The following is an 18,118-nucleotide window of genomic DNA, read 5'->3' on the forward strand; positions in this document are numbered from 1 at the left end:
CGAATGGACCTACAAGAGGTCGAACAGCAACTCCTCACCATCGAACAGAACGCTCTCTACGCCGAGCGAGCAAGGCTCACCGCGGCGGAGGACCTGGCGGCGCTCATCGACGTCGAGCTCGCCCAGATGCAGCAGACGCTCGACAACTGGCGCTGCTGAACGCGAGACGGGCGCGCATCAGTGTGATCACTCCCGCCAAGAAGCCTCACACCGAGCGCGCCCACTTCCCCCTCAACCCTCACGATCGAGAGGAACCATCATCATGCAGCACTATCCCGACGTGGCCAACCACGATCCGGGCCTGGAACGAGCCGTCACGCTCGTGAAGGAGGCCCTTGGAGCCAACGAGCACGTGCATCGGCGCCGGCCGCTACGGCGGAACTGGTGGCGTGTCCGGCTCTTTGCCAGGTTCATGCTCTTCTGGGCGGTCGAGCGCAAGCTGTTGCGCCGCAACACCCGCATCAAGCTGATTCAGCGGGAGCTGTGCAAGGCGCTCGCCCCCGTCGAGGTCCTGCGGTTCGTGAGACCAACCAACAGGAAAGCCGCCTGGACGATGGCCTACGCCTGCCGGTGTGGCTGCGGCTACCCCGCTCTCGCCTACAGCAGCAGGCCCGACGCCCTGTTCTTCGGCACCTGCGCGGACGGCCATTCCACCACCCTCCACCCCCTCGACACGTGGAGAGGAGACCTGGCGTGAAGAAGTGCTGCCGTACGAGCGTCGGCGTCCTCATCGAGCAGGACGGGCGCTACCTGATGTTCGAGCGGGCCAAGTTCCCACCCGGCGTCGCCCCCGTCGCCGGCCACGCCCTCGACGAGCACCACACGTACGAGGGCGCCGCCTACGCCGAGGTCCGCGAGGAGGTCGGCCTGGAAGTGGTGGACCTCACCCTCGTCTGGGCGGACTTCGCGGCCAACCGGTGCCGCCGCCAACTCGACGACGACGACCCGGGCCACGAGTGGCGGGTCTACTGGGCGCAGGTCCGCGGCGAGGTCGCCCCGAGCGAGGAGGAGACGCGCAACGTCCGCTGGGTCGAGATTGCCGAGCTGCAGGAGCTCGCCAACATCACCATGGCCTACGCGAACGGCCACCTGACGGACGGCGAGTTCGCAGAGCGCCCTGGCCTTGAGCCGGTGTGGGTGGAGTGGTTCTACCACCTTGGGCACATCGAGCTGGCCCGGGACGACGACCAGGCTTGGGCATGCCTGGAGTCGATCCAAAGGCTGTACGCGAGAGAGCTGGAAGGAAGCAGCCGGTGAGCCCGCTGCAGGCCGCACTTTGCCTGTTCGCGGGCCTCGGTGGCCTCGCTCTGGCGTGCGGCGCGATCTGGGTAATCGTGCGGCTGGCCAGTGCTCGCCCGGCCCGCCTGATCGACAGAGTCAACAACGGCCAGCCCAGAGAAGGGGAGCGCTCGTGACCGCGCCAATCTCCCCGGACGCCCGACAGGTGAAAATGGCCGCCTACTTCACCCGCCAGGCCGAAGGCGCCCGCGCTGAACTGTGCCGGGCCGACGTCAAGGCGAACACGCTGCTGACCGTCAACGGGACGATGTTCTCCGTCTTGACGGCGCTCGCTGTACTTGTCGGCCACGATCTGCCCGCCGGCGGAGTCCTCGGCGTCTGCCTCACGGTCGCCGCGCTCGGAACGTCCACGGTGATGCTCCTCCTGACGATCCTGCCGACGCTGCCCGGCCGCGGCGAGGGGGTCGGCTTCCCCGTCCTCGCCGGCTACCTGCCCGACCAGGTCAAGGAACTGTGCGAGAGCCCGCCCGTCGACCTGGAGGAGGAGCAGGGGGCGGAAGCGATCCGGCTGTCGAACATCGCCTACGACAAGCACGTCCGCGTCCAGGCCGCCACCCGCCTGCTGATCGCCGCGCTGGTGATGCTCGGCGTCACCGCCATCGCCCTGATCGTGTGGAAATGAAGGTGGACGACATGACCTCCGTGAACCCACCCGCCTGGCCCTCTCTGCTCGACGCACTCGGCGCGGTCGGCATGGTCGCCGTCGCGGTTCTGATCGTGTGGCGTCAGCCCGTCCTCTGCCTGCTGTTCGACGACGGGATGGCGTGGATGGTCACCGCCATTGCGGCCTCCTCGGCGCTGCTGTCGGCCTTCCACGTGTGGAAGGTCGGCGGAGCGCACCCTGCCGCGCTGCCGGTGGTGGCCACGTTCCTCATCACGCTCGCCCCAGTCTTCGGGTGGCCAGCATGAGCGTGACCAGCACCCCGTACGGCCGCAGCGCAGTGGACGCGATCAGCGAGGCCGTATCACTCGAGCATGACTTCTCCGGCTGGCTGGCAGCCGTCCTTGCGACGGTCGCGGTCAGGCGGCAGGCGGGCTACCTGGTCGCCCGTCTCCTGTCCGGCACGGTCGGCGAGGACGACGAACACCTGCACAACTACCGAAGCGGCGACACCGACCAGCAAGGGGGAGGGGTGGAACGCATGAACGCTGGCGAACTCGACGCCGCGATGGCTCGTCTGCTCGGAAACGAGACCATCTACAGGCGGGAAGCTGCGTTAGGTCAGGTCGGCGTGGACGCGGCCATCACCACGGCCATCGCGGACTGGCGGCTCTCCCGCCGCCGCTATGCCGCGCTCATGGCGAACGGCCAAGATGCCGCGTCGGACAGCGAGCTGCGTGAGGCCGGTGCCACCCTGATATGCCTCGGCCGGCTGCTCGCCTTGAAAGACGGGTTGCCCGCCGAGCACCACGTGTCGGCGTTCAACCGCGGCCGCGACCACCTGGACCGCCTCGATGCCACCAGCCACGAGAAGCCAGCGGGGTGACGTTCGGCATCTGGCCGCACATAGAACGCGAAGAAGCCGCATCCCACCTGCGCAGGTGGGATGCGGCTTTCTTAGTTGCGGGGGCGTCAGCCGCGGTTGTCGGCGGCGACTTGGACCATGGCGGCGATCCACTGCTCCGACACCGGGTGTCCGGCCGCTTGGTCCCAGTTGTTGAAGGCGGCCGACAGGTGCAGGGTGAACAGGCCGATGAGCTCCGACAGCAGGAAGGCGATGTCCTGCGGTGTTTCGGCTATCTCCTCGATGGACTCCTGGAGCAGGCTGCCGAGCTCGGCCGGCTTCATGCCGGAGCGGTGTCCCGTCACCAGAGCAATCAGCAGGCCGGTCAGGTCGTCGACGTTGACGCTCATCCTTGATACACCTCCCGTTCCAGGCCGCGGATCTCGGCGCGCAGCTGCTCGGCGAACCGGCGGAACGACGACGGGTTGTTCGGGTCGAGGATGCCCTGCACCTGGACGACGAGGTCCCCCTGAATGGAGACGCCCGCTGACGTCGACTCGCCGGCCGGGCGCGGTGCGCCGAACGTGCCGGAGAACGCAGACGGCGACGTCAATGCGTCGGAGGGTGCGGCCAGACCGGTCAGCGCCGGCGTTATGGCGGGCGCCACGAGCGGGACCAGCGAGGCGGACGCGGACGCCATCACCTGATCCATCGCGCCCGTGACGGCGCCTTCCTGCCGCAGGATGCCTGCGGCGAGTCCGGCCATGAGCGACTGGCCGGAGTAGAGCGTCCAGCCCTTGCCACTGAATGGCCCCTCCTTGGCGGGCGAGAACGGGAACAGCGACCGGATCCGGTTGAGGATGTCGGCGGCGGAGTTGTAGGCGTCCTGCAGCTTGCTGTACAGACCGTCGATGAGACCTTGGATGAGGGAGCGGCCAGAGTCCCGCAGCAGTGATCCCATGTTGCCGAAGGCGCTCACGATCCGGCCGGGGATGCTCTGCACGAACGAGACCGCGTCGTTCAGTTTGGCGGAGATGGAGTCCTTGACCTGCCCGAACCAGTTGCTGACCTGGCCTGGTATTTCGCTGAGACGGCCGATGAAGTTCCTGACGTCGCCGATCTTGTCGCTGACGGTCTTGGTGATGGAGTTCCACACGGACTCCAGCAGGCCCTTGACCTTGTTCCAGGCGCCGTCCCAGGTCTCACCCACGATGGCGAGGGCGTTGCTGATCTGGTACTTGATGATCGACCAGGCGGCGTTGAGGATGCCCTTGATCGCTTCCCAGATGCCGCCGAAGACGTCCTTCACGCCGTTCCAGGCGCGGTCCCAGTCGCCGGTGATCACGCCCATGACGACGTCGATCAGGCCCTTGATGGCCTGCATGACGCCGTCGATGACCTGCAGAATCGCCGAGAAGACGCCGCCGACCAGGTCCAGGAGCGGTCCGCCGAAGGTGTCCCAGGCAAGGCTGATTGCTTCCCAGACGCCGGAGACGATCTCGGCGACGTTGTGGAAGATCGACGTGAGCCGGGTTCCCCACTCGCCGAACTTGTCGCCGTTGTTCTGGACCCACGACGAGATGTCGGTGAACACCTTGGCGATCAGGTCGGAGATCGTCGTCCATACGCTCTGGGCGATGGCGAAGATGTCTTGGATCTTCGTCTGCCACTCCTCGAACGTGGAGCGGTTGGCCTGTACCCAGGTGGCGATGGAGGAGAAGGCGGTCGAGAGTTCGCCCCACACCTTTTGCACGACGGGGCCGAGCGTGTCGCGGACGAACGTGGCGAAGCGGCTCAGCGGGTGATCGTCGTTGATCGCCGCGTTCATGATCCAGTCGACGGCCTGCTTGATCCAGCCGACCAGCGTGGACAAGGCGGGGGCAACGACGCTCGTGACCAGCAACGCCAGCCCTTCAAGGACGGGAACGAGGATGTCGGCCAGGGCGGGCAGCAGGGGCGCGAGGGCGATCAGGATGTCGGCGATGGCCTGGCCGATCAGCGTCAGCGCGCCGGAGTCGGCGAGGGTCTGCACGGCGATGCCAAGGTTGGTGAACACGGCGATCACGCCAGGTCCGAGCGCCTCGATCGCGGGGGCAAGCGCGTTGATCGCCGTCGTCAGGATCGGTCCGATCAGCTTGGCCAGATCGCCGATCGTCGGCGCGAGCCCGGCGAGCGCGCCGGCCAGGGCTGTGATCACAGGGAGCAAGGCGCGACCGATATCGCCCAGTGCGCGGAAGATCTCGACCAGGACGTCTTGGCCCTTGGTGCTGTTGACCCACTTCGCGAACCCGTCGACCAGGTTGCCGAGCACGCCGAGCGCGTTTCCGCCCGCCGCGGCGGCGGCGTTCAGCAAGCCAGCCAAGATGTCCCACACATCCTTGGCGAGGGCGCCGAGCTGCTTGAGGACAGCGGCTGCGCCGTCCATCCAGGCGAACGCCTGGCCGCTTTCGGCGACCCTGGACATCCATTCGCCGAACTTCGTCAGGCTGGACGTGAGACCACCTGACATGCTGGCCAGCCAGTCCGAGCCGACCGTGCCGAGATCGACGAAGCCCTTCAGCAGTGGCTGCATGGCGGACCACAGCGCGCCCACCAGTTGACCGGTGTTGCCGAGGATGCGGGAGAACTGCGAGACCGTCTGCTGGGCGGTGGCGAAATTCAGCGTCTCGCGTACGAGTCCGCCGAACTCGCTGGCCAGATCCCTCAGCGGCTGCTTGATGGCGCCGAGCGCCTGCGCTACCCCCGACAGGCTGCCGGAAAGCTGGCTGAAGAAGCCGGATTGTGCTGCCTCTTGGAAGCTCTTGAACGCGGGCTTCGCCGCCTCGAACTCGGTGACGAATGCGTGAGCGGCGGGCGTCAGCTTCTCCAGCGCCGCTTCCAACGCCTTGGCGTCGCCGCTCCAGACGGCACCCATCGCTTCGCCGACCCCGTACGTGGCCAACTTCCACGCGGTGAGCGCGGCAACGCCGGTCAGCAGGACGCCGGGCAGCGCTGCGGTCAGGCCGCCTACCGGGGCAAGCGCCGCAGCGAGTTCGACCGTGTAGCCGGCGGATGAGGCGGCAGCCGCGCCCAAGGAAGCGACACCGCCAGCGATGGCCGTCCACTTGCCAACGCTGGCCAGCAGCCCGCCTGCTGCGCTGGCAGCCGAACCGAACCCTGACGCGAGCCGACCGAGGTCCGGCAGCATCAGGTTGAAGACGCGCCCGCCGATGTCGCCCAGACGACGCAGCGCGTCACCCAGGCCGTCGGAAAACCCGTCGCCGAAGTCCCGGCCGTGGCGCCGGCCGCGGCCGTTCCCGTCGCCCATCCGCCGGTCGAAGCCCTTGCTGAACCCGTCGCCGGACTCCTCGCCCGCCGCGGTCGCCTCGGACACGAACCGGCCGCGCTCGTCATGCCAGCGGCCTTGGGCGTCCTTCGTGAACCGGGCGCCGAACGCCTCGCCCGCAGCCTTGCCGGTCTCGTCACCGATCTGCGTGCCGACCGGGACGAACTGGTTGCCGTCGTCGCCGAACTGGACTGCGCCCAGCTCGGCCATGCGGCGGCCGAGTTGGGCACCGGCGGAGTCTCCGGCAGCGTCGCCGAGATCGGATCCCGCCGAAGCGAACCGGCCGCGTTCATCGCGGAGCCGGTCGGTCGCCTCCTTGGAGAACTGCTTGCCGAAGTCGTCGCCGACGCCCTTGAAGGCGTCACGGATGTCGTCCTTGAAACGGGAGGTGTCAGCGCGGACGCGGACGAACGCCTCCGCGAGCGGAGTGCCAGGCATGGCGAGTCTCGCCGCCTCAGCCGTCGAACTCTGTGATCAGCCCCGAGTCGAGCAGCTGCCGGACCTTCTCCTCGGGCACCCCGTCAGGCAGCAGTTGCCTGCAGTACAAGGTCACGAGGGTGCCGCCGCCTCTGCCCGACAGGGAGCTCTGCGTCGGAATGTGCGTCACGCACGGGGCAGTCACCTGGTAGCGGGTCGCGGTCACAGCGACCCCTTGGCGTCGGGCGCCTGCACCGAGAAGAGGCCGTCGAAGTTTTCTGTGGTGAACCCCTGCTCGCGCGTGGCCTGCGCCTGCTGCCGAGCGGCCTTTGTCTGCCGCCACAACCGATCCTGGCTAGCCTGCGCCGCGGCGACGTCGCCGCGATCCAGCCACTCCCGCATTCGGTCTGCGTAGTCGTGGTTGCCGCGGTGGCCGGCCACACCGTCGGTCTGCGCCATGACGTCGCCGTCCGGGCCGGAGTAGTCCCGCACCAACTGCTCAACCGCCGCCTTGTCGGAGAGCGAGGCGAGATGGTGGCGCGCGTACCACGGCACCTTCGTCAGCTCGTCCGGGTCGACGCCGGAGGCGGTGAACGCCGGCAAGTCGCCGGACAGGAACAGCGTCGGCGCCGGCGCCTGTCCCTCCGCTGCGGCGACACGCCGCTTGCCACCCGGCTCCGCGCGGGCCTGCACGATCAGCGGGTTGGCGGCGTACACCCCAGTTGCGGCGGCAGGAGCTGTCCGGCGCTGCGGCGGCGTCTTCGGCCGCGCCGCGGACGGGGACGGGGCGGACGTGGCGCTTTGACGGCGTGCTTCGCGCCGCCTGGCGAACTCGCGTCCCCTCGCGACCATCGCAGCGTGCGCGTTGAGCACATCCTGCCTGGTGACCATCCCGCCTGAACCGGTGCCTTGGACTCTCGCCAGGTTGATGGTCAGGCTCTTGGCGAGCTGCCGCGTGCTGGGCGACGGCTCTGGGGGGTCACCCTGCTTGGGCTTCTCCGTGGGCGGCTGTGCCATTCGACGATCCCTCTCGACGAGCCGCGCGCAGTTGCGCGAACTCCTCAAGGTCGGGCCAGTCGATCAGCCAGCGGCCGGCAACTTTCTCCGCTGGCAACGCACCTCGGGTACACAGGTCACGGACACCGCGATCCGTGATCCCGAGATGCGCTGCAGCAGAGCCGACGTCCACGAGTGAGCGAGGGCCTATTCCCGCACCCATGGACGCTGTGGGGCCCAACCCCGAACGCCCCGAGAGTGACCCAGACGTCCCATTCGGCACTTCCGTCACCGGAAGCCCGGAAGTCTCCACCGCTACAGCCAGCAGCGACACCAGCGCCCGCACTGCCGCAGGCAGCGGGATCGCATCCCGCCTCGACGACCGCACCGCCAACGCCAACGCGTTCTTGCAGTGCTTGGCGCTGGTCGGCGACAGCAGCACCCACCCGCCAGGCAGGGACGTACCGACCTGGTCGACCCACCCGCCAGGGCTGCCCATCACCGCTCGCCCCCGTCGACCATGTTGGGGTCTTCCCCGAAATGGTCCGCTGCGAGCGTGAACGGATCAGGCCGGGACCGCAGCGCTCGCAGGGTGGCCAGCGCCGCGCCGTACTGCGCCTGTCCCGCCTTCAGACGCCGCCACGCGGTCGTTCTCGGCAAGCCGAGAGCTGATGCGATCCCATCCACCGTGCTGCCCTCGTCGTCCAGCGAGGCGGCCAGGAACGCCTCACGAGCCGCCTTGTCCCTCCTGGCCGCCAACTTCCCACCACCAGGAGCACTCCGCCGTTTACGGCGACGAGGGAAGACACTCGGCCGCGACCTAGGCAGAGCATCAACGGTGGGCCGGTCGGCCGGCGGCACCCGTTCATCAAACAAGGCCGCCGCGGCGGCAGGGTCATCGGCGATGGCGTCGATCACCCGCTCCTTCCACGGGAAGTACACGCGGTCGTACCACTCCTGCCGCCACGCCCCACGCTCGGCCGGGTCAAGCCCCGCAGGAGCAGGCGGGGGGAACGGCGCCCACCTGTGCCCGAGCGGCCACGCCGAGAACCGCCTACTAGTCGCCCACCACAACGTGACCACGTCCGGATCGTCAGGGTCCGGCACTGCATACGTTCCATCTGCAAAGGGCAGATTCATGGGCTTCGGCATTTCCGGTACTTCCCTTGGGGTCGTGCGTGTCGATGTGGAACGTCTGGGGCGCCTGGAAGCCCCCGTTGGACGTCCAGGCGCCCGATGGTCAGGTGCGCCTCAGCAGGTGGCCTACGGCGGTGAGGAGGCCGTCGTGGAACGGCAGGGTGGGGTTGATGTAGAACGTCCGTGCCGGGAACGCCCACTCGGACGGGTCGCCGCCGTAGTCCTCGACGAACTCGGCGGTCAGTGCCTTGCCGTCCTTCACGGGGAGCCGCTGGCCGTACTTGCGTTCGTACACCCCGTCTCGGCCGTTCATGCACATGAGCAGTGACGGGAACGAGTCTGCGTTGACGTAGATGGACGAGCCGGCGGCGTAGTTGGGACCGCCTGGCCGGTTGGACAGGTAGATGTCGGCGAGTTCTTCCGCCTCGGCGACGTATGCGCCCTCGGCGAACCACTTCATCGTCGCCTGGTAGCCGGCCAGGAACTCGCTGGCGTACCCGTCGTCGTGGAGCGCCCAGTCGATGAACGGGCCGTGGTGAATGCGGCGGATGGGCCGGATGTCGGTCATCGGTTCGCCCCCATCCTCAAGGCGTCGTTGCAGGCGTTAGCAAAGCCGAGCAGGTGGGTGGAGTCGAAGCTGATCGCGAACGCCCGCTCGGGCCAGGCCGGGTAAGCGGTGCGTTGCGCCCGGTTGAGTTCGGCCATCGCCGTGATGCCGTTGAACACGCGCAGCTCGTACGGCCCGCCGTCGAGGTAGTCGATGAAGCTTTCGAACTCGTCGGCGTTGTAGTAGCGGGTTTCGCATCCGGTCGGGCCGCCGTCCCACAGGTCGCGCCAGACGCGGGCGACGGCTGCGACTTCGGTCTTGCCCGGGTGGGTGGCCATCCACTGGATGCCGGCCCGGTAGCCGTCTCCGTGCTCGTTGAGGCATGTGCGGGCGAAGTCGTCGAGGTGGAAGCGCGGGTCTGGAACGGTGGCGCTCATTTCACGGTCTCCTTGTGTGCGAGGGGGACGATTTCGCGGTCGATGCTGACGCCGATGAGCTGGCCGTCCTCGTCGGGCGCCATGCCTTCGACGGCCTTGATGTTGAGGCGTAGGTGGGTGCGGTCGTTGGCGATGTCGTCGAACAGATTGGCGAGCTTGCGCAGCGCCGAGGTCACCTGGTTGAGGTCCTTGATGAGGACTCGGCGGGTAAACATGTCGAGGAGCACGCCATGGAGGACGCGGTCCAAGCCGCGGATGACGTCGCCGAATCCGGGACTGAAGGCGTCTGCACAGTCGGGGCAGGTCCACTGATCGGCGTAGAAGGCTGCGTGACCGTGGATCTCGTAGACGCCGCCGCAGCGGTGGCATTCGCCGTCCGCTTCCGAGGTGAACATGCCGAGGTCGATCGGGGTAGAGCCCATATGATCTCTCCTGACTGGCCGGGCTCATTTCGGGTGAGCCCGGCCTTTGCCGGTTACGGGGCTTGCTGGGGTAGGTGCTGGTCGCAGAAGTAGCCGGTTGCCACGAGTCCGCGCGTGGAGGTGCGGACGCGCCACACGGTCAGCTCGTCGCAGGGCAGAAGCCCTTTGGCCGCCCGGTCGAGGACGCTTCGGCACTTCTGGACGCCGGGGTATCCGCGGTCGTACTCGGCGAGGGGCCAGCCGGCCGGGTTGCGGTCGACGGTCTTCGTACTCCGCTTGCGGGTCACGAAGCCTCCTTGGCCGTACGGCCGGTGCTGTTGCCGTGCGCAGTGACGCGGATCAGCAGCGTCGAGCGGGGATTCCACAGGGAGCGCCCAGACAGGCTGACCTTGAGCCCGAGCGCGGCCACGTCTCCCACCAGCGCGGCGATCTCGTCGCCGGTCGCGCTGTACGGCTCGCCGGTCAGGACGTGCTTGCCGCCCTTGTCGAGCCAGACTCGGCCGTGGTCGAGCACGTGCTGATGGTTGAAGCAGACGCACTCGCCGCTGTTGGCGAGACACCGCTTGCCGGCGACGACGCGGGGGCAGACGCGGGCGTTCGAGGGGCGCAGGCCGTAGAACTCGGCGGCCCGCTCTTCCTGGTCCTCATGCTCGATACTCACTAACCCTCCTTGGGTGCAGCCGTGCAGGTCAGAGCTGATGTGGTGAGGGTTGGTGAGGGTTTCTGCATTAACTCCCTAGCAAAGTTCCTACCGACGAGTAACTTGCGTGCTAGGCGGTTAATGCGTAGACCCTCACCAACCCTCACCATGAACGTCATTCGCGCTGGTCAGAGTGCTTGTCGGGGTCGGCCATCAGGCCGATTCCCTTGAAGGTCATCCGCCCTCCGATCGGCCCCTTGTCGTACCCTCTCTGGACGAGCGTGTTGGAGAACGCTGTCTGCGATCCCGGGTCGAGCCCTTCGGCTGAACACCAGTCGCTGAAGGCGTTGAAGAGCTGCGTGGAGTTGCACTGTGGCCTACCGGTCACGACGCACTTCTCGGCGATGAACCGGGCGACCGCATCGGAGTCGTCTCGGTACTTCTGGGTGGCCTGCTTGACCGCGTCCGGCTCGTCTAAGCCCTTCGCCTGCCAGAAGGCGTAGCCCTCGACCATCCACGTGAGGATGCCGTCAGCCTCCAGGCGGAGCCGCTGCGGCAGCTCTCCGTCACGCTCCTCCTTGGGGATAACCACGTCGAAAGGGACCAGGCGCAGGCGACGCCAGATGCCCTCGTCGGAACCGCGGACAACGGGCCGGTAGTTCGACGCCATGACGAACGTGTGACTTGGATCGAACTCCCAGAAGTCCTCACGCATCCTGCGAGCTGCGATGGGGTCGCCACCGGTCAGCCGCTTGACAGTGCCTTCGGCGAGGCGGCGCCCCTCGTCGAACTCCTGGATCACTGCGAGGCGAGCGCCGAACAGGCTTGCGCTGGAGGTGGGGTGGAAGTTGCCGGACCGCTCGGCGAGCAACTCGGGGTCGGGGGTGACCGCGTAGTCGCCGAGGACGTAGTCAACCGACCCGAGCAACGTTCCTTTCCCGTTCGCCCCCACTCCGTAGAAGACGGCGAGGACGTGTTCCTGCACGACGCCGAGCAGGCTGTAGCCGAGCAGTCGCTGTACGAACGTCCTGACCGATTCGTCGGGCAAGATCCGCTCAAGGGTCTTGAGGAACTCGGGGGCTTCAGCGTCCGGCCGGAACGCGGCCTTGGTCACCTTGGTCAGATGCAGCATCGGGTCAGGTTCGAGCAACTCGCCGGTGCGCAAGTCGAGCACTCCGTTGGCGCAGTTGAGCAGATACGGATCTGCGTCGAGGGAGGACGGATCGAGGGCGATCAGCTTCTCGGTGCCAGCGAGGGTCAGAATGCCGGACACGCCGCGAGAACTCTCCAGCCGCTTCGCCGCTGCGACGATAGCCTTGCCGCCGTCGTCATCGTCCACCTTCTGTGCCCACTCCAGCGCGCCGCGAGCGACGGCCTTACCTCGGCGCTGGGTCTCTCCGGTCGTGTCGACCAGCCACCGGGCGCCGTCCCACACCATCCACTTCTTCCACACAGGGATGTAGCGAAGGTCGTTCCCGTAGGCGGCGACCAGGCGGCGGGCGTGCCCCAGTTCGGTGTACGGCTCCGACGGGGCGGGGTCCTCTTCGAGGACGAGCGGCAGGTGCGCCGCCAATATCTCGCTCCCGCCGTCATCCTGCGCGTCCGGACCTTGGGCCGGCGGCTCGTGGTAGCCGCTGATGTTGGGCGCGCTCACGCGGCCCCCTTCCTGAGTGCGCGGGCGGCGGCGGATAGGTCGCCTGCGTGGTTGAGCACTGCGTACGCCCGGAAGCGGGTGTAGCCGTGCTGGTCGCCCGTGGTGGTTTGCTCGAACGGGGTGTTGCTGCTGTAGACGAAGAGGCACCCGTTGCGGATCGTGGCCGAGATCGGTGCGGTTGCCGTGGGGTGGCGCCACCGCGCGCCGTCGTCGTCGCCATCCAGGTCGAGGCACGTCCAGCCGTGGCCGTACAGGATGTCCGTCCACGACGCCGAGCTGGTGAAGGTGTCGGCGATCGAGGTGCCGGAGAACGTGGTCTGACGCGGGGCTGGCCGCTTGGCCAGCGACGTCGGGGCGGTGGCGGTCACCAGGTCGACGAGCCACCGGGGCGGCTCGGCGGGCGGCACGTCCGGGTCAACCCACCGGTATGGCTGGCCGGTGGAGGGATGCACGGACGGCGGGGCGACGCAGTAGGAGCCTGGCGTCTTGAGGTCGACACCCGTGTTCCGTAGCCGTACCGCGCTCAGCTTGCCGGGCGGACGTCGCAGGAACCGGTGTTCGCCACCGTCCCCGCGTCCCGAGATGGTCGTGAGCGTCCCCGGCAGCGGCTCGTACTGCTGCTCCAAGATAGTCAGGTGGGCGTCACCGCCGTGGCGCGGGTCGATGTCAACGACGAACAGCCCGGCCGGGATGGCGAGGCCGATGTTGGCGCGCGGGAAGCGCCGCCACCGGTCGGCCGCAATCTCCGGGTCGGAGGACGCGTCGAGGACGCCGTGACAGAGTTCGTGCCCGCAGACGTGCGGGCCCGGACACTTGGGCGTCTGGCATCGGCGGTCCCGGCACCGCCCCACCCCGTGGATCTCGGCCGGGGTCGTACAGGGCTGCTCGTGCCTGCAAGACGCAGGGTCGTGGCTCGGCAGAGGCGCCTGACAGTCAGGGCACCCGGCGCGCGGGAACTTCCCACCGTCAGCCAGGGGGAACACTCCCCATGTCGCGGCAGCCAGGGCCGTCGCCGCAGCGGGAAGGTCGTACGCGTTAGGCATCAGGCACTCACCGCCTGGACGGGACGGGCGTCGTACACGCGGCGGATCCGAATCCTGACGATGCGGCCACAGCCAGCACGGCGCTTACCTCGGGCGGCCTCGATGGACTCGGCGCGGCCGATATGGTGGCAGTGGCAGAGCGGGCAGCGGAAGACCAGCGTCCACATGGTTCGCCTGCCGGCCGGTGCGTCCGGCGCCCAGAGATCGGCGAACGCCGAACGGCTCCGCGGGATGACCCGGGCAGCCACGCCCAGCGGGTTATCGGCGAACAGGGCCAGCAACGCGGTCTGCTCCGAGGTACTGAATTCGGCGCCGCCAGCCTGTACCGTGGCAGACGAGAGAGCTTCGACGGGCTGGGCGGCCTTGTTCTTCTCGGTACGGGCTTCAGGGGTGCGACCCTGAGGCCCGTTCTTCTTGTTGTCAGGCGGCTGCATCGCGAATCCCCCTTGACCACAGGACAAGTGCGCCCTTCTGGCAACCCCTTGACCTGCGACGTTGTGCGGTCGTCTCACGCCTTCTCACGCCTTTACTCCGCTGCGGTCGCATCGAGCAGAGCGATGATGGAACTGGTGATGACCTTCGTCCTCTTGCCGACACGCAACGTCCGGATGGGAGCAGTGCCGCGCTTGATCTCCCCGTAGAGGTGGGCCCGCGACACGCCAACAGCTAATGCCGCGGGGGTGACGTCCACCGTCGGCGGCCACGATCGGATCTCATCGAGGGTCGGTCGGTTCTTTTCGGCCATGCGGGATCCCCTTGACCTCGAATGCTCATTTTGAGCGTCTACTGACGCAGAATGATGCGTCTGTTGCTCATGATAGCGCTCATATAGACCGCTGGGGACTCTCAAGACTGATTGGACCGCGCGTCATTTTGATGCCATGCTTTTCGGCATGACGAATGAGCAGCGCACACCCAGCGAGGTGCTGAGGCAGAACATCCAGCGTTTGAGGCAAGGCCAGCGGCTCACGTACGTGGAACTGGTGGAGCGACTCAAGGAGCTCGGCCACCCCATCCCCCTCATCGGGCTACGGCGCATCGAGAGGGGGGAGCGGCGCGTCGACGCCGACGACCTGGTGGCCTTGGCCTACGTGCTCGGCGTCGCCGTCGTTGACCTGCTGATCCCCGGCGACGCACCCGACAGTCAGCCCTACGACATCACGCCGGAAGTGCGGGTGTCCGTGGGCCAGGCGCGGAAATGGATCGGCGGCCACGGATTCCTATCTCAGCCGATCACCCCCGGAGAGCTCGCTGACAGGCTGCACTGGATGCCCAAGGATCGGGCTGAGGCCGCACTCCGCGAGTGGCTCGACCCGGAGGACCGCGAGTGGCTGGCTCAAGCCGAGAAGGACCAGAAGGGAGAGCCCGAGACAGATGGCAGACCCGATCAAGAAAATTGAGCTCAAGGACGGCACGGTCCGCTACAGGTTCGTGATCGACATCGGTCACGACCCAGAGACGGGCAAGCGCAAGCAGCAGACCTGCACGTTCAATACGAAGACGCAAGCCAAGTCCGAGTACGCCCGGATCAAGCACGAGTGCGACCGCGGCACCTACGTGCGGCCGCACAAGCTAACCGTCGACGAGTTCCTCGACGAGTGGCTGGCCAGCGCCACCAGAGATGTGGAGAAGGCCACCGCGGCGAACTACCGCGACGCACTGCTACCCGTACGCGAGCGGTGCGGCAAACGGCTGCTACAGAGCCTCACCGAGACCGACGTCGAGAAACTGGTCGACTGGATCCTGACCGGCGCTCGCCGCCGCGGCGGGGCGCCCGGCACCGGCCTGTCCGTACGTTCGGCGTCGCTGACCCTGAGCAAGCTCCGTACGGCGCTGAACGTGGCCGTGCGCCGGCAGCTGGTCGTCCGCAACGTGGCCGCGTTCGTGACCATCCCTCGCGCCGCACGTAAGGCGGAGCAGGAGACGCAGGCCAAGCGCACGCCGTGGACGACGGAGGAGGTGAAGACGTTCCTTGCCGGGATCCGCGAGGAGCGGCTGTTCTCGGTGATGCTCCTGTCCCTGCTTGGGCTGCGGCCGGCCGAGGTGTGCGGGCTGCGCTGGATAGACGTCGATTTCGAGGCGGGCACGATCGCGGCCGGGAAGAACACGCGGACGCTCGCGGACGGCCAGGTAGAGGAGAAGGGCGCCAAGAGCGCCGCCGGCAACCGCGGACTACCAGGGCCGGGCGTGGTGATGGCCGCGCTGAAGGCGTTCAAGACGCTGCAGACGACCGAGAGGCTCGCGGCGGGTGACGCGTACAGCGCGAGCGGCTACGTGCTTGTCGACGAGCTGGGGGCGCCTCAGCGGACGGACTGGCTACGGCGCAGGGCTTACGAGCTGATGGAGAAGGTGGGCGTGCGCGGGAAGGGCGAGGTGCGGCTGTACGACTGCCGCCACTCCTGCCTGACCTTCCTGGGTGGGGCGGGAGTGCCGGACGTGGTGCTCGCTGCGTGGGCCGGTCACGCGGACGGCGGCACGCTGGCCAAGCGGGTGTACATCCACCCGGACATGAGTCACCTGAGGGCGGCCACCGAGCAGCTCGACGCGCTGCTCGGATAGGGCGGGTACCACACTCCAGCGGGTACCGAGGTCGGCAGCCGATTGTGAGAGATTGTGAGACGGAAGCCAAAAGGCCCCGACTCACCGAAGTGAATCAGGGCCCTGACCTGCAACCATCTGTCGGGGCGACAGGATTTGAACCTGCGACTTCTTGCTCCCAAAGCAAGCGCGCTACCAAGCTGCGCCACGCCCCGTCTCGCCGGGTACGCACGCGCTCCGTGACTCCGGTACGCTTACGCCCTGACGACCGGTTGAAGTCTAGACCAGACTCCGACTGGTTCGCGCGGACGTAGCTCAATGGTAGAGCCCTAGTCTTCCAAACTAGCTACGCGGGTTCGATTCCCGTCGTCCGCTCCAAAGGCGAAAGGCCAGGTCAGCCCCATGGGATGACCTGGCCTTCGTGATCTCCGCTACTTCTTCTCGATCTTCTGTGCTCTTTCGGTGCCCTGCCGAGCGCCTGTGCGATGGCCTGGTCGGTCCTGTGTCGCGTGCCGGTGGATCAGCGCAGCTCGCGTGGAGGAGTGCTCGGCAGCCGTGGTCGCGTGCCAGGCCGGCTGTGATGTGTCGTCAGGTCAGCTGGATTCGCACAACCTGTTGAGCTCCGCGACGTCTGTATTGATATCCGTGATCACCTGGTTGGGATCGCCGCCGGTCATGCCGGTCAAGCGGAAGTTCAGTTCCCGGAATTCGGCGGCCAGCCGGCTGATTTTCGACCCCACTGCTCCTTCCGCGTCGAGTACCGCGCTCATCAGGTCGCTGGATGTCTGCTGAGCCGCGGCTGCCTGGCTGCTGCGGACGGTCCCGGCGTTCCGGCGGTATGCGGTCAGCGCCGTCGCCGCCTCGTCGCAACCGCCGGGCCGGACCGCTGACAGCGGTTCGGAGGAAGGGGCGACCGCTCGCGTGGGGCTTGGCTTTGGTGGCTTGGGCGTACTGGATTTAGGCGATGGGGTCGGCCGTGCGGGCCGGGTGGTGACGGGGTCCGATGACGGTGACTGCTGGGCCGGGGTGGTGACCGGATCCGATGACGGTAACTGCGGGGCCGGGGTGGGGACCACCGCGTCGGGCTGGGACTGCGGAGGCTGGGCCGGCGGCGCAAGGTAGGCGACCAGCGCGACCACGGCGGCGAACGCAGCCGCAAGCGCGCTCACTGCCGTCCAGTTCAGGCGCATGCCTGCTCGTCCGCTCGCCGTCGGCCGCTGCGCTGATCCATTCTCCGTCATCGCCTCATCGTGGCCGAGCCGCCCAGCTTGGTCCAGAACGCCTACAGACGCCTAAAAGGGCAGGGGCGGTGAAACGGCGCGATGGCGGTCATGAGCTCCCGTGGGCGTGGCGAGGGTGTTGCCCGCGTGCCAAGCTGATGCTCGTGGATATGATCGCCGGCTGCTTCATGACCTCCGGGGAAGCGCTGATATACAGGTACCGCCGCCGCCTGCGACCATCGTCGGGCGACGAGTAGCGAGGCAACCTCCAGAGCTGTATCACCAGCCGGGAATTCGCGTCGACAAAGATCACGTGGGGAGTGGGCAGCGGGTGACCCGATCCGGCAAGGTTCTCTACGTCATCGTGTGTGCGGCCGGACCTGCCGGGGACGTCGGCCGGCTGGTCGGCATGGCTCAGGGGGAAGGGTGGATCGTGCAGGTCATCGCCACGCCCTCCGCGCTCGCCTTCATCGACGGTCCGGCCCTGGAGCGGCAGACCGGGCGGCCCGTCCTCAGCCAGTACCGCAGGCCGGACGAGCCGAAGGCGCCACGAGCGGACGCGATCATCGTCGCGCCGGCGACCTACAACACCGTCAACAAGTTCGCCCAGGGCATCGCCGACACCTATGCCCTTGGCCTGCTCTCCGAGGCACCGGGGCTTGGGATTCCGGTTGTCGTCATGCCCTTCGTCAACAGCGCCCTGGCCGCACGCGCGCCCTTCGTACGCAGCATCGAAGGTCTGCGCTCCGAAGGGGTCCGCGTGGTGTTCGGCGCCGCCGGCCAGGTCGAGCCGCACGACCCGGGCTTCGGAGATGGCCTCATCGACGCCTTCCCCTGGAAACGCGCGCTCGCCGAACTTGGCGAATCGGGCTCTTAGAGCTACTAACAAAATGATCTAGAGGCGTGTCTTCTGGCACTGCAGGTCGTTGATCTTCGCGTGAAGAAGGGCGAGCAACTGCCGTGGATCGTGCCGGACAGCTTGTGGGAGCGGATCGAGC

25 protein-coding genes and 2 tRNA genes are annotated in these 18,118 nt (G+C 67.6%); 11 read left to right on the top strand and 16 right to left on the bottom strand.

What is annotated here, in order from left to right:
• Positions 1 to 3 precede the first annotated feature (3 nt).
• The 7 genes from KME78_RS59310 (at position 4) to KME78_RS59340 (ending at position 2,786) form a co-directional block, all read left to right on the top strand.
• A complete protein-coding gene (locus tag KME78_RS59310; protein WP_219539136.1) occupies positions 4 to 159 on the top strand; it encodes a hypothetical protein in 156 nt (51 codons plus the stop codon).
• Between the two features lie 103 nt (positions 160 to 262).
• Entirely contained in the window at positions 263 to 697 is a 435-nt protein-coding gene (locus KME78_RS59315) for a hypothetical protein (protein WP_219539137.1), read from the top strand.
• Positions 694 to 1,257 carry an NUDIX hydrolase gene (locus KME78_RS59320; RefSeq protein WP_219539138.1) on the top strand — a complete coding sequence of 188 codons (564 nt, stop codon included), beginning with the start codon at positions 694 to 696 and terminating at the stop codon, positions 1,255 to 1,257. Before KME78_RS59315 ends, KME78_RS59320 begins: the two co-directional genes overlap by 4 nt.
• Positions 1,254 to 1,415, top strand: a complete 162-nt coding sequence (locus tag KME78_RS59325) for a hypothetical protein (RefSeq protein ID WP_219539139.1) — start codon at positions 1,254 to 1,256, stop codon at positions 1,413 to 1,415. The genes KME78_RS59320 and KME78_RS59325 overlap by 4 nt, the downstream gene beginning before the upstream one ends.
• Positions 1,412 to 1,921 (top strand): Pycsar system effector family protein, encoded by a 510-nt coding sequence (locus tag KME78_RS59330; RefSeq protein ID WP_219539140.1) that lies wholly within the window; start codon positions 1,412 to 1,414, stop codon positions 1,919 to 1,921. Before KME78_RS59325 ends, KME78_RS59330 begins: the two co-directional genes overlap by 4 nt.
• 11 nt (positions 1,922 to 1,932) lie before the next feature.
• Entirely contained in the window at positions 1,933 to 2,208 is a 276-nt protein-coding gene (locus KME78_RS59335; RefSeq protein ID WP_219539141.1) for a hypothetical protein, read from the top strand.
• Positions 2,205 to 2,786, top strand: coding sequence for a hypothetical protein (locus tag KME78_RS59340; RefSeq protein WP_219539142.1), 582 nt, complete (start codon positions 2,205 to 2,207; stop codon positions 2,784 to 2,786). Before KME78_RS59335 ends, KME78_RS59340 begins: the two co-directional genes overlap by 4 nt.
• Before the next feature lie 86 nt (positions 2,787 to 2,872).
• Here the strand turns inward: KME78_RS59340 and KME78_RS59345 are convergent, their stop codons facing one another.
• The 14 genes from KME78_RS59345 to KME78_RS59410 form a co-directional block, all read right to left on the bottom strand.
• Positions 2,873 to 3,154 carry a hypothetical protein gene (locus tag KME78_RS59345; protein ID WP_219539143.1) on the bottom strand — a complete coding sequence of 94 codons (282 nt, stop codon included), beginning with the start codon at positions 3,152 to 3,154 and terminating at the stop codon, positions 2,873 to 2,875.
• Positions 3,151 to 6,507 (bottom strand): phage tail protein, encoded by a 3,357-nt coding sequence (locus tag KME78_RS59350; protein ID WP_219539144.1) that lies wholly within the window; start codon positions 6,505 to 6,507, stop codon positions 3,151 to 3,153. The genes KME78_RS59345 and KME78_RS59350 overlap by 4 nt, the downstream gene beginning before the upstream one ends.
• A gap of 16 nt (positions 6,508 to 6,523) precedes the next feature.
• A complete protein-coding gene (locus KME78_RS59355; protein WP_219539145.1) occupies positions 6,524 to 6,712 on the bottom strand; it encodes a hypothetical protein in 189 nt (62 codons plus the stop codon).
• Positions 6,709 to 7,503, bottom strand: a complete 795-nt coding sequence (locus tag KME78_RS59360; protein WP_219539146.1) for an E3 binding domain-containing protein — start codon at positions 7,501 to 7,503, stop codon at positions 6,709 to 6,711. The genes KME78_RS59355 and KME78_RS59360 overlap by 4 nt, the downstream gene beginning before the upstream one ends.
• Positions 7,504 to 7,980: 477 nt before the next feature.
• Complete coding sequence (locus KME78_RS59365) at positions 7,981 to 8,589, bottom strand: hypothetical protein (RefSeq protein WP_219539147.1); 609 nt, start codon at positions 8,587 to 8,589, stop codon at positions 7,981 to 7,983.
• A gap of 133 nt (positions 8,590 to 8,722) precedes the next feature.
• Positions 8,723 to 9,187, bottom strand: coding sequence for a hypothetical protein (locus KME78_RS59370; RefSeq protein ID WP_219539148.1), 465 nt, complete (start codon positions 9,185 to 9,187; stop codon positions 8,723 to 8,725).
• Positions 9,184 to 9,603 carry a hypothetical protein gene (locus KME78_RS59375; protein ID WP_219539149.1) on the bottom strand — a complete coding sequence of 140 codons (420 nt, stop codon included), beginning with the start codon at positions 9,601 to 9,603 and terminating at the stop codon, positions 9,184 to 9,186. Before KME78_RS59375 ends, KME78_RS59370 begins: the two co-directional genes overlap by 4 nt.
• Positions 9,600 to 9,998, bottom strand: a complete 399-nt coding sequence (locus tag KME78_RS59380) for a hypothetical protein (RefSeq protein WP_219539150.1) — start codon at positions 9,996 to 9,998, stop codon at positions 9,600 to 9,602. Before KME78_RS59380 ends, KME78_RS59375 begins: the two co-directional genes overlap by 4 nt.
• A gap of 80 nt (positions 9,999 to 10,078) precedes the next feature.
• Positions 10,079 to 10,312 (bottom strand): hypothetical protein, encoded by a 234-nt coding sequence (locus tag KME78_RS59385; RefSeq protein ID WP_219539151.1) that lies wholly within the window; start codon positions 10,310 to 10,312, stop codon positions 10,079 to 10,081.
• On the bottom strand, positions 10,309 to 10,686 hold the full coding sequence (locus tag KME78_RS59390; RefSeq protein ID WP_219539152.1) for a hypothetical protein: 378 nt from the start codon (positions 10,684 to 10,686) through the stop codon (positions 10,309 to 10,311). Before KME78_RS59390 ends, KME78_RS59385 begins: the two co-directional genes overlap by 4 nt.
• 154 nt (positions 10,687 to 10,840) lie before the next feature.
• Positions 10,841 to 12,319, bottom strand: a complete 1,479-nt coding sequence (locus KME78_RS59395) for a DNA primase family protein (protein WP_219539153.1) — start codon at positions 12,317 to 12,319, stop codon at positions 10,841 to 10,843.
• Complete coding sequence (locus KME78_RS59400; RefSeq protein ID WP_219539154.1) at positions 12,316 to 13,362, bottom strand: bifunctional DNA primase/polymerase; 1,047 nt, start codon at positions 13,360 to 13,362, stop codon at positions 12,316 to 12,318. Before KME78_RS59400 ends, KME78_RS59395 begins: the two co-directional genes overlap by 4 nt.
• On the bottom strand, positions 13,362 to 13,796 hold the full coding sequence (locus KME78_RS59405; RefSeq protein WP_219539155.1) for a hypothetical protein: 435 nt from the start codon (positions 13,794 to 13,796) through the stop codon (positions 13,362 to 13,364). The genes KME78_RS59400 and KME78_RS59405 overlap by 1 nt, the downstream gene beginning before the upstream one ends.
• Positions 13,797 to 13,888: 92 nt before the next feature.
• Complete coding sequence (locus tag KME78_RS59410; protein ID WP_219539156.1) at positions 13,889 to 14,107, bottom strand: hypothetical protein; 219 nt, start codon at positions 14,105 to 14,107, stop codon at positions 13,889 to 13,891.
• 136 nt (positions 14,108 to 14,243) lie between these two features.
• Between KME78_RS59410 and KME78_RS59415 the strand changes: the two genes are divergently transcribed.
• Positions 14,244 to 14,762 carry a helix-turn-helix domain-containing protein gene (locus KME78_RS59415; RefSeq protein ID WP_219539157.1) on the top strand — a complete coding sequence of 173 codons (519 nt, stop codon included), beginning with the start codon at positions 14,244 to 14,246 and terminating at the stop codon, positions 14,760 to 14,762.
• Positions 14,737 to 15,921 (top strand): site-specific integrase, encoded by a 1,185-nt coding sequence (locus KME78_RS59420; RefSeq protein ID WP_219539158.1) that lies wholly within the window; start codon positions 14,737 to 14,739, stop codon positions 15,919 to 15,921. The genes KME78_RS59415 and KME78_RS59420 overlap by 26 nt, the downstream gene beginning before the upstream one ends.
• Positions 15,922 to 16,041: 120 nt before the next feature.
• Here KME78_RS59420 and KME78_RS59425 read toward each other — a convergent pair.
• A tRNA-Pro gene (locus KME78_RS59425) sits at positions 16,042 to 16,115 on the bottom strand.
• 89 nt (positions 16,116 to 16,204) lie between these two features.
• Between KME78_RS59425 and KME78_RS59430 the strand changes: the two genes are divergently transcribed.
• Positions 16,205 to 16,278: transfer RNA gene (locus KME78_RS59430), tRNA-Gly, on the top strand.
• A 215-nt stretch (positions 16,279 to 16,493) separates the two neighbouring features.
• Here the strand turns inward: KME78_RS59430 and KME78_RS59435 are convergent.
• Positions 16,494 to 17,090, bottom strand: coding sequence for a hypothetical protein (locus KME78_RS59435; protein ID WP_219539159.1), 597 nt, complete (start codon positions 17,088 to 17,090; stop codon positions 16,494 to 16,496).
• Positions 17,091 to 17,451: 361 nt separating this feature from the next.
• Here KME78_RS59435 and KME78_RS59440 point away from each other — a divergent pair, with 361 nt between their 5' ends.
• Entirely contained in the window at positions 17,452 to 17,997 is a 546-nt protein-coding gene (locus KME78_RS59440) for a flavoprotein (protein WP_219539160.1), read from the top strand.
• Positions 17,998 to 18,118 lie beyond the last annotated feature (121 nt).

It is taken from the genome of Nonomuraea guangzhouensis, from assembly GCF_019396345.1.
GTDB classification, from domain to species: Bacteria; Actinomycetota; Actinomycetes; order Streptosporangiales; family Streptosporangiaceae; genus Nonomuraea; species Nonomuraea guangzhouensis.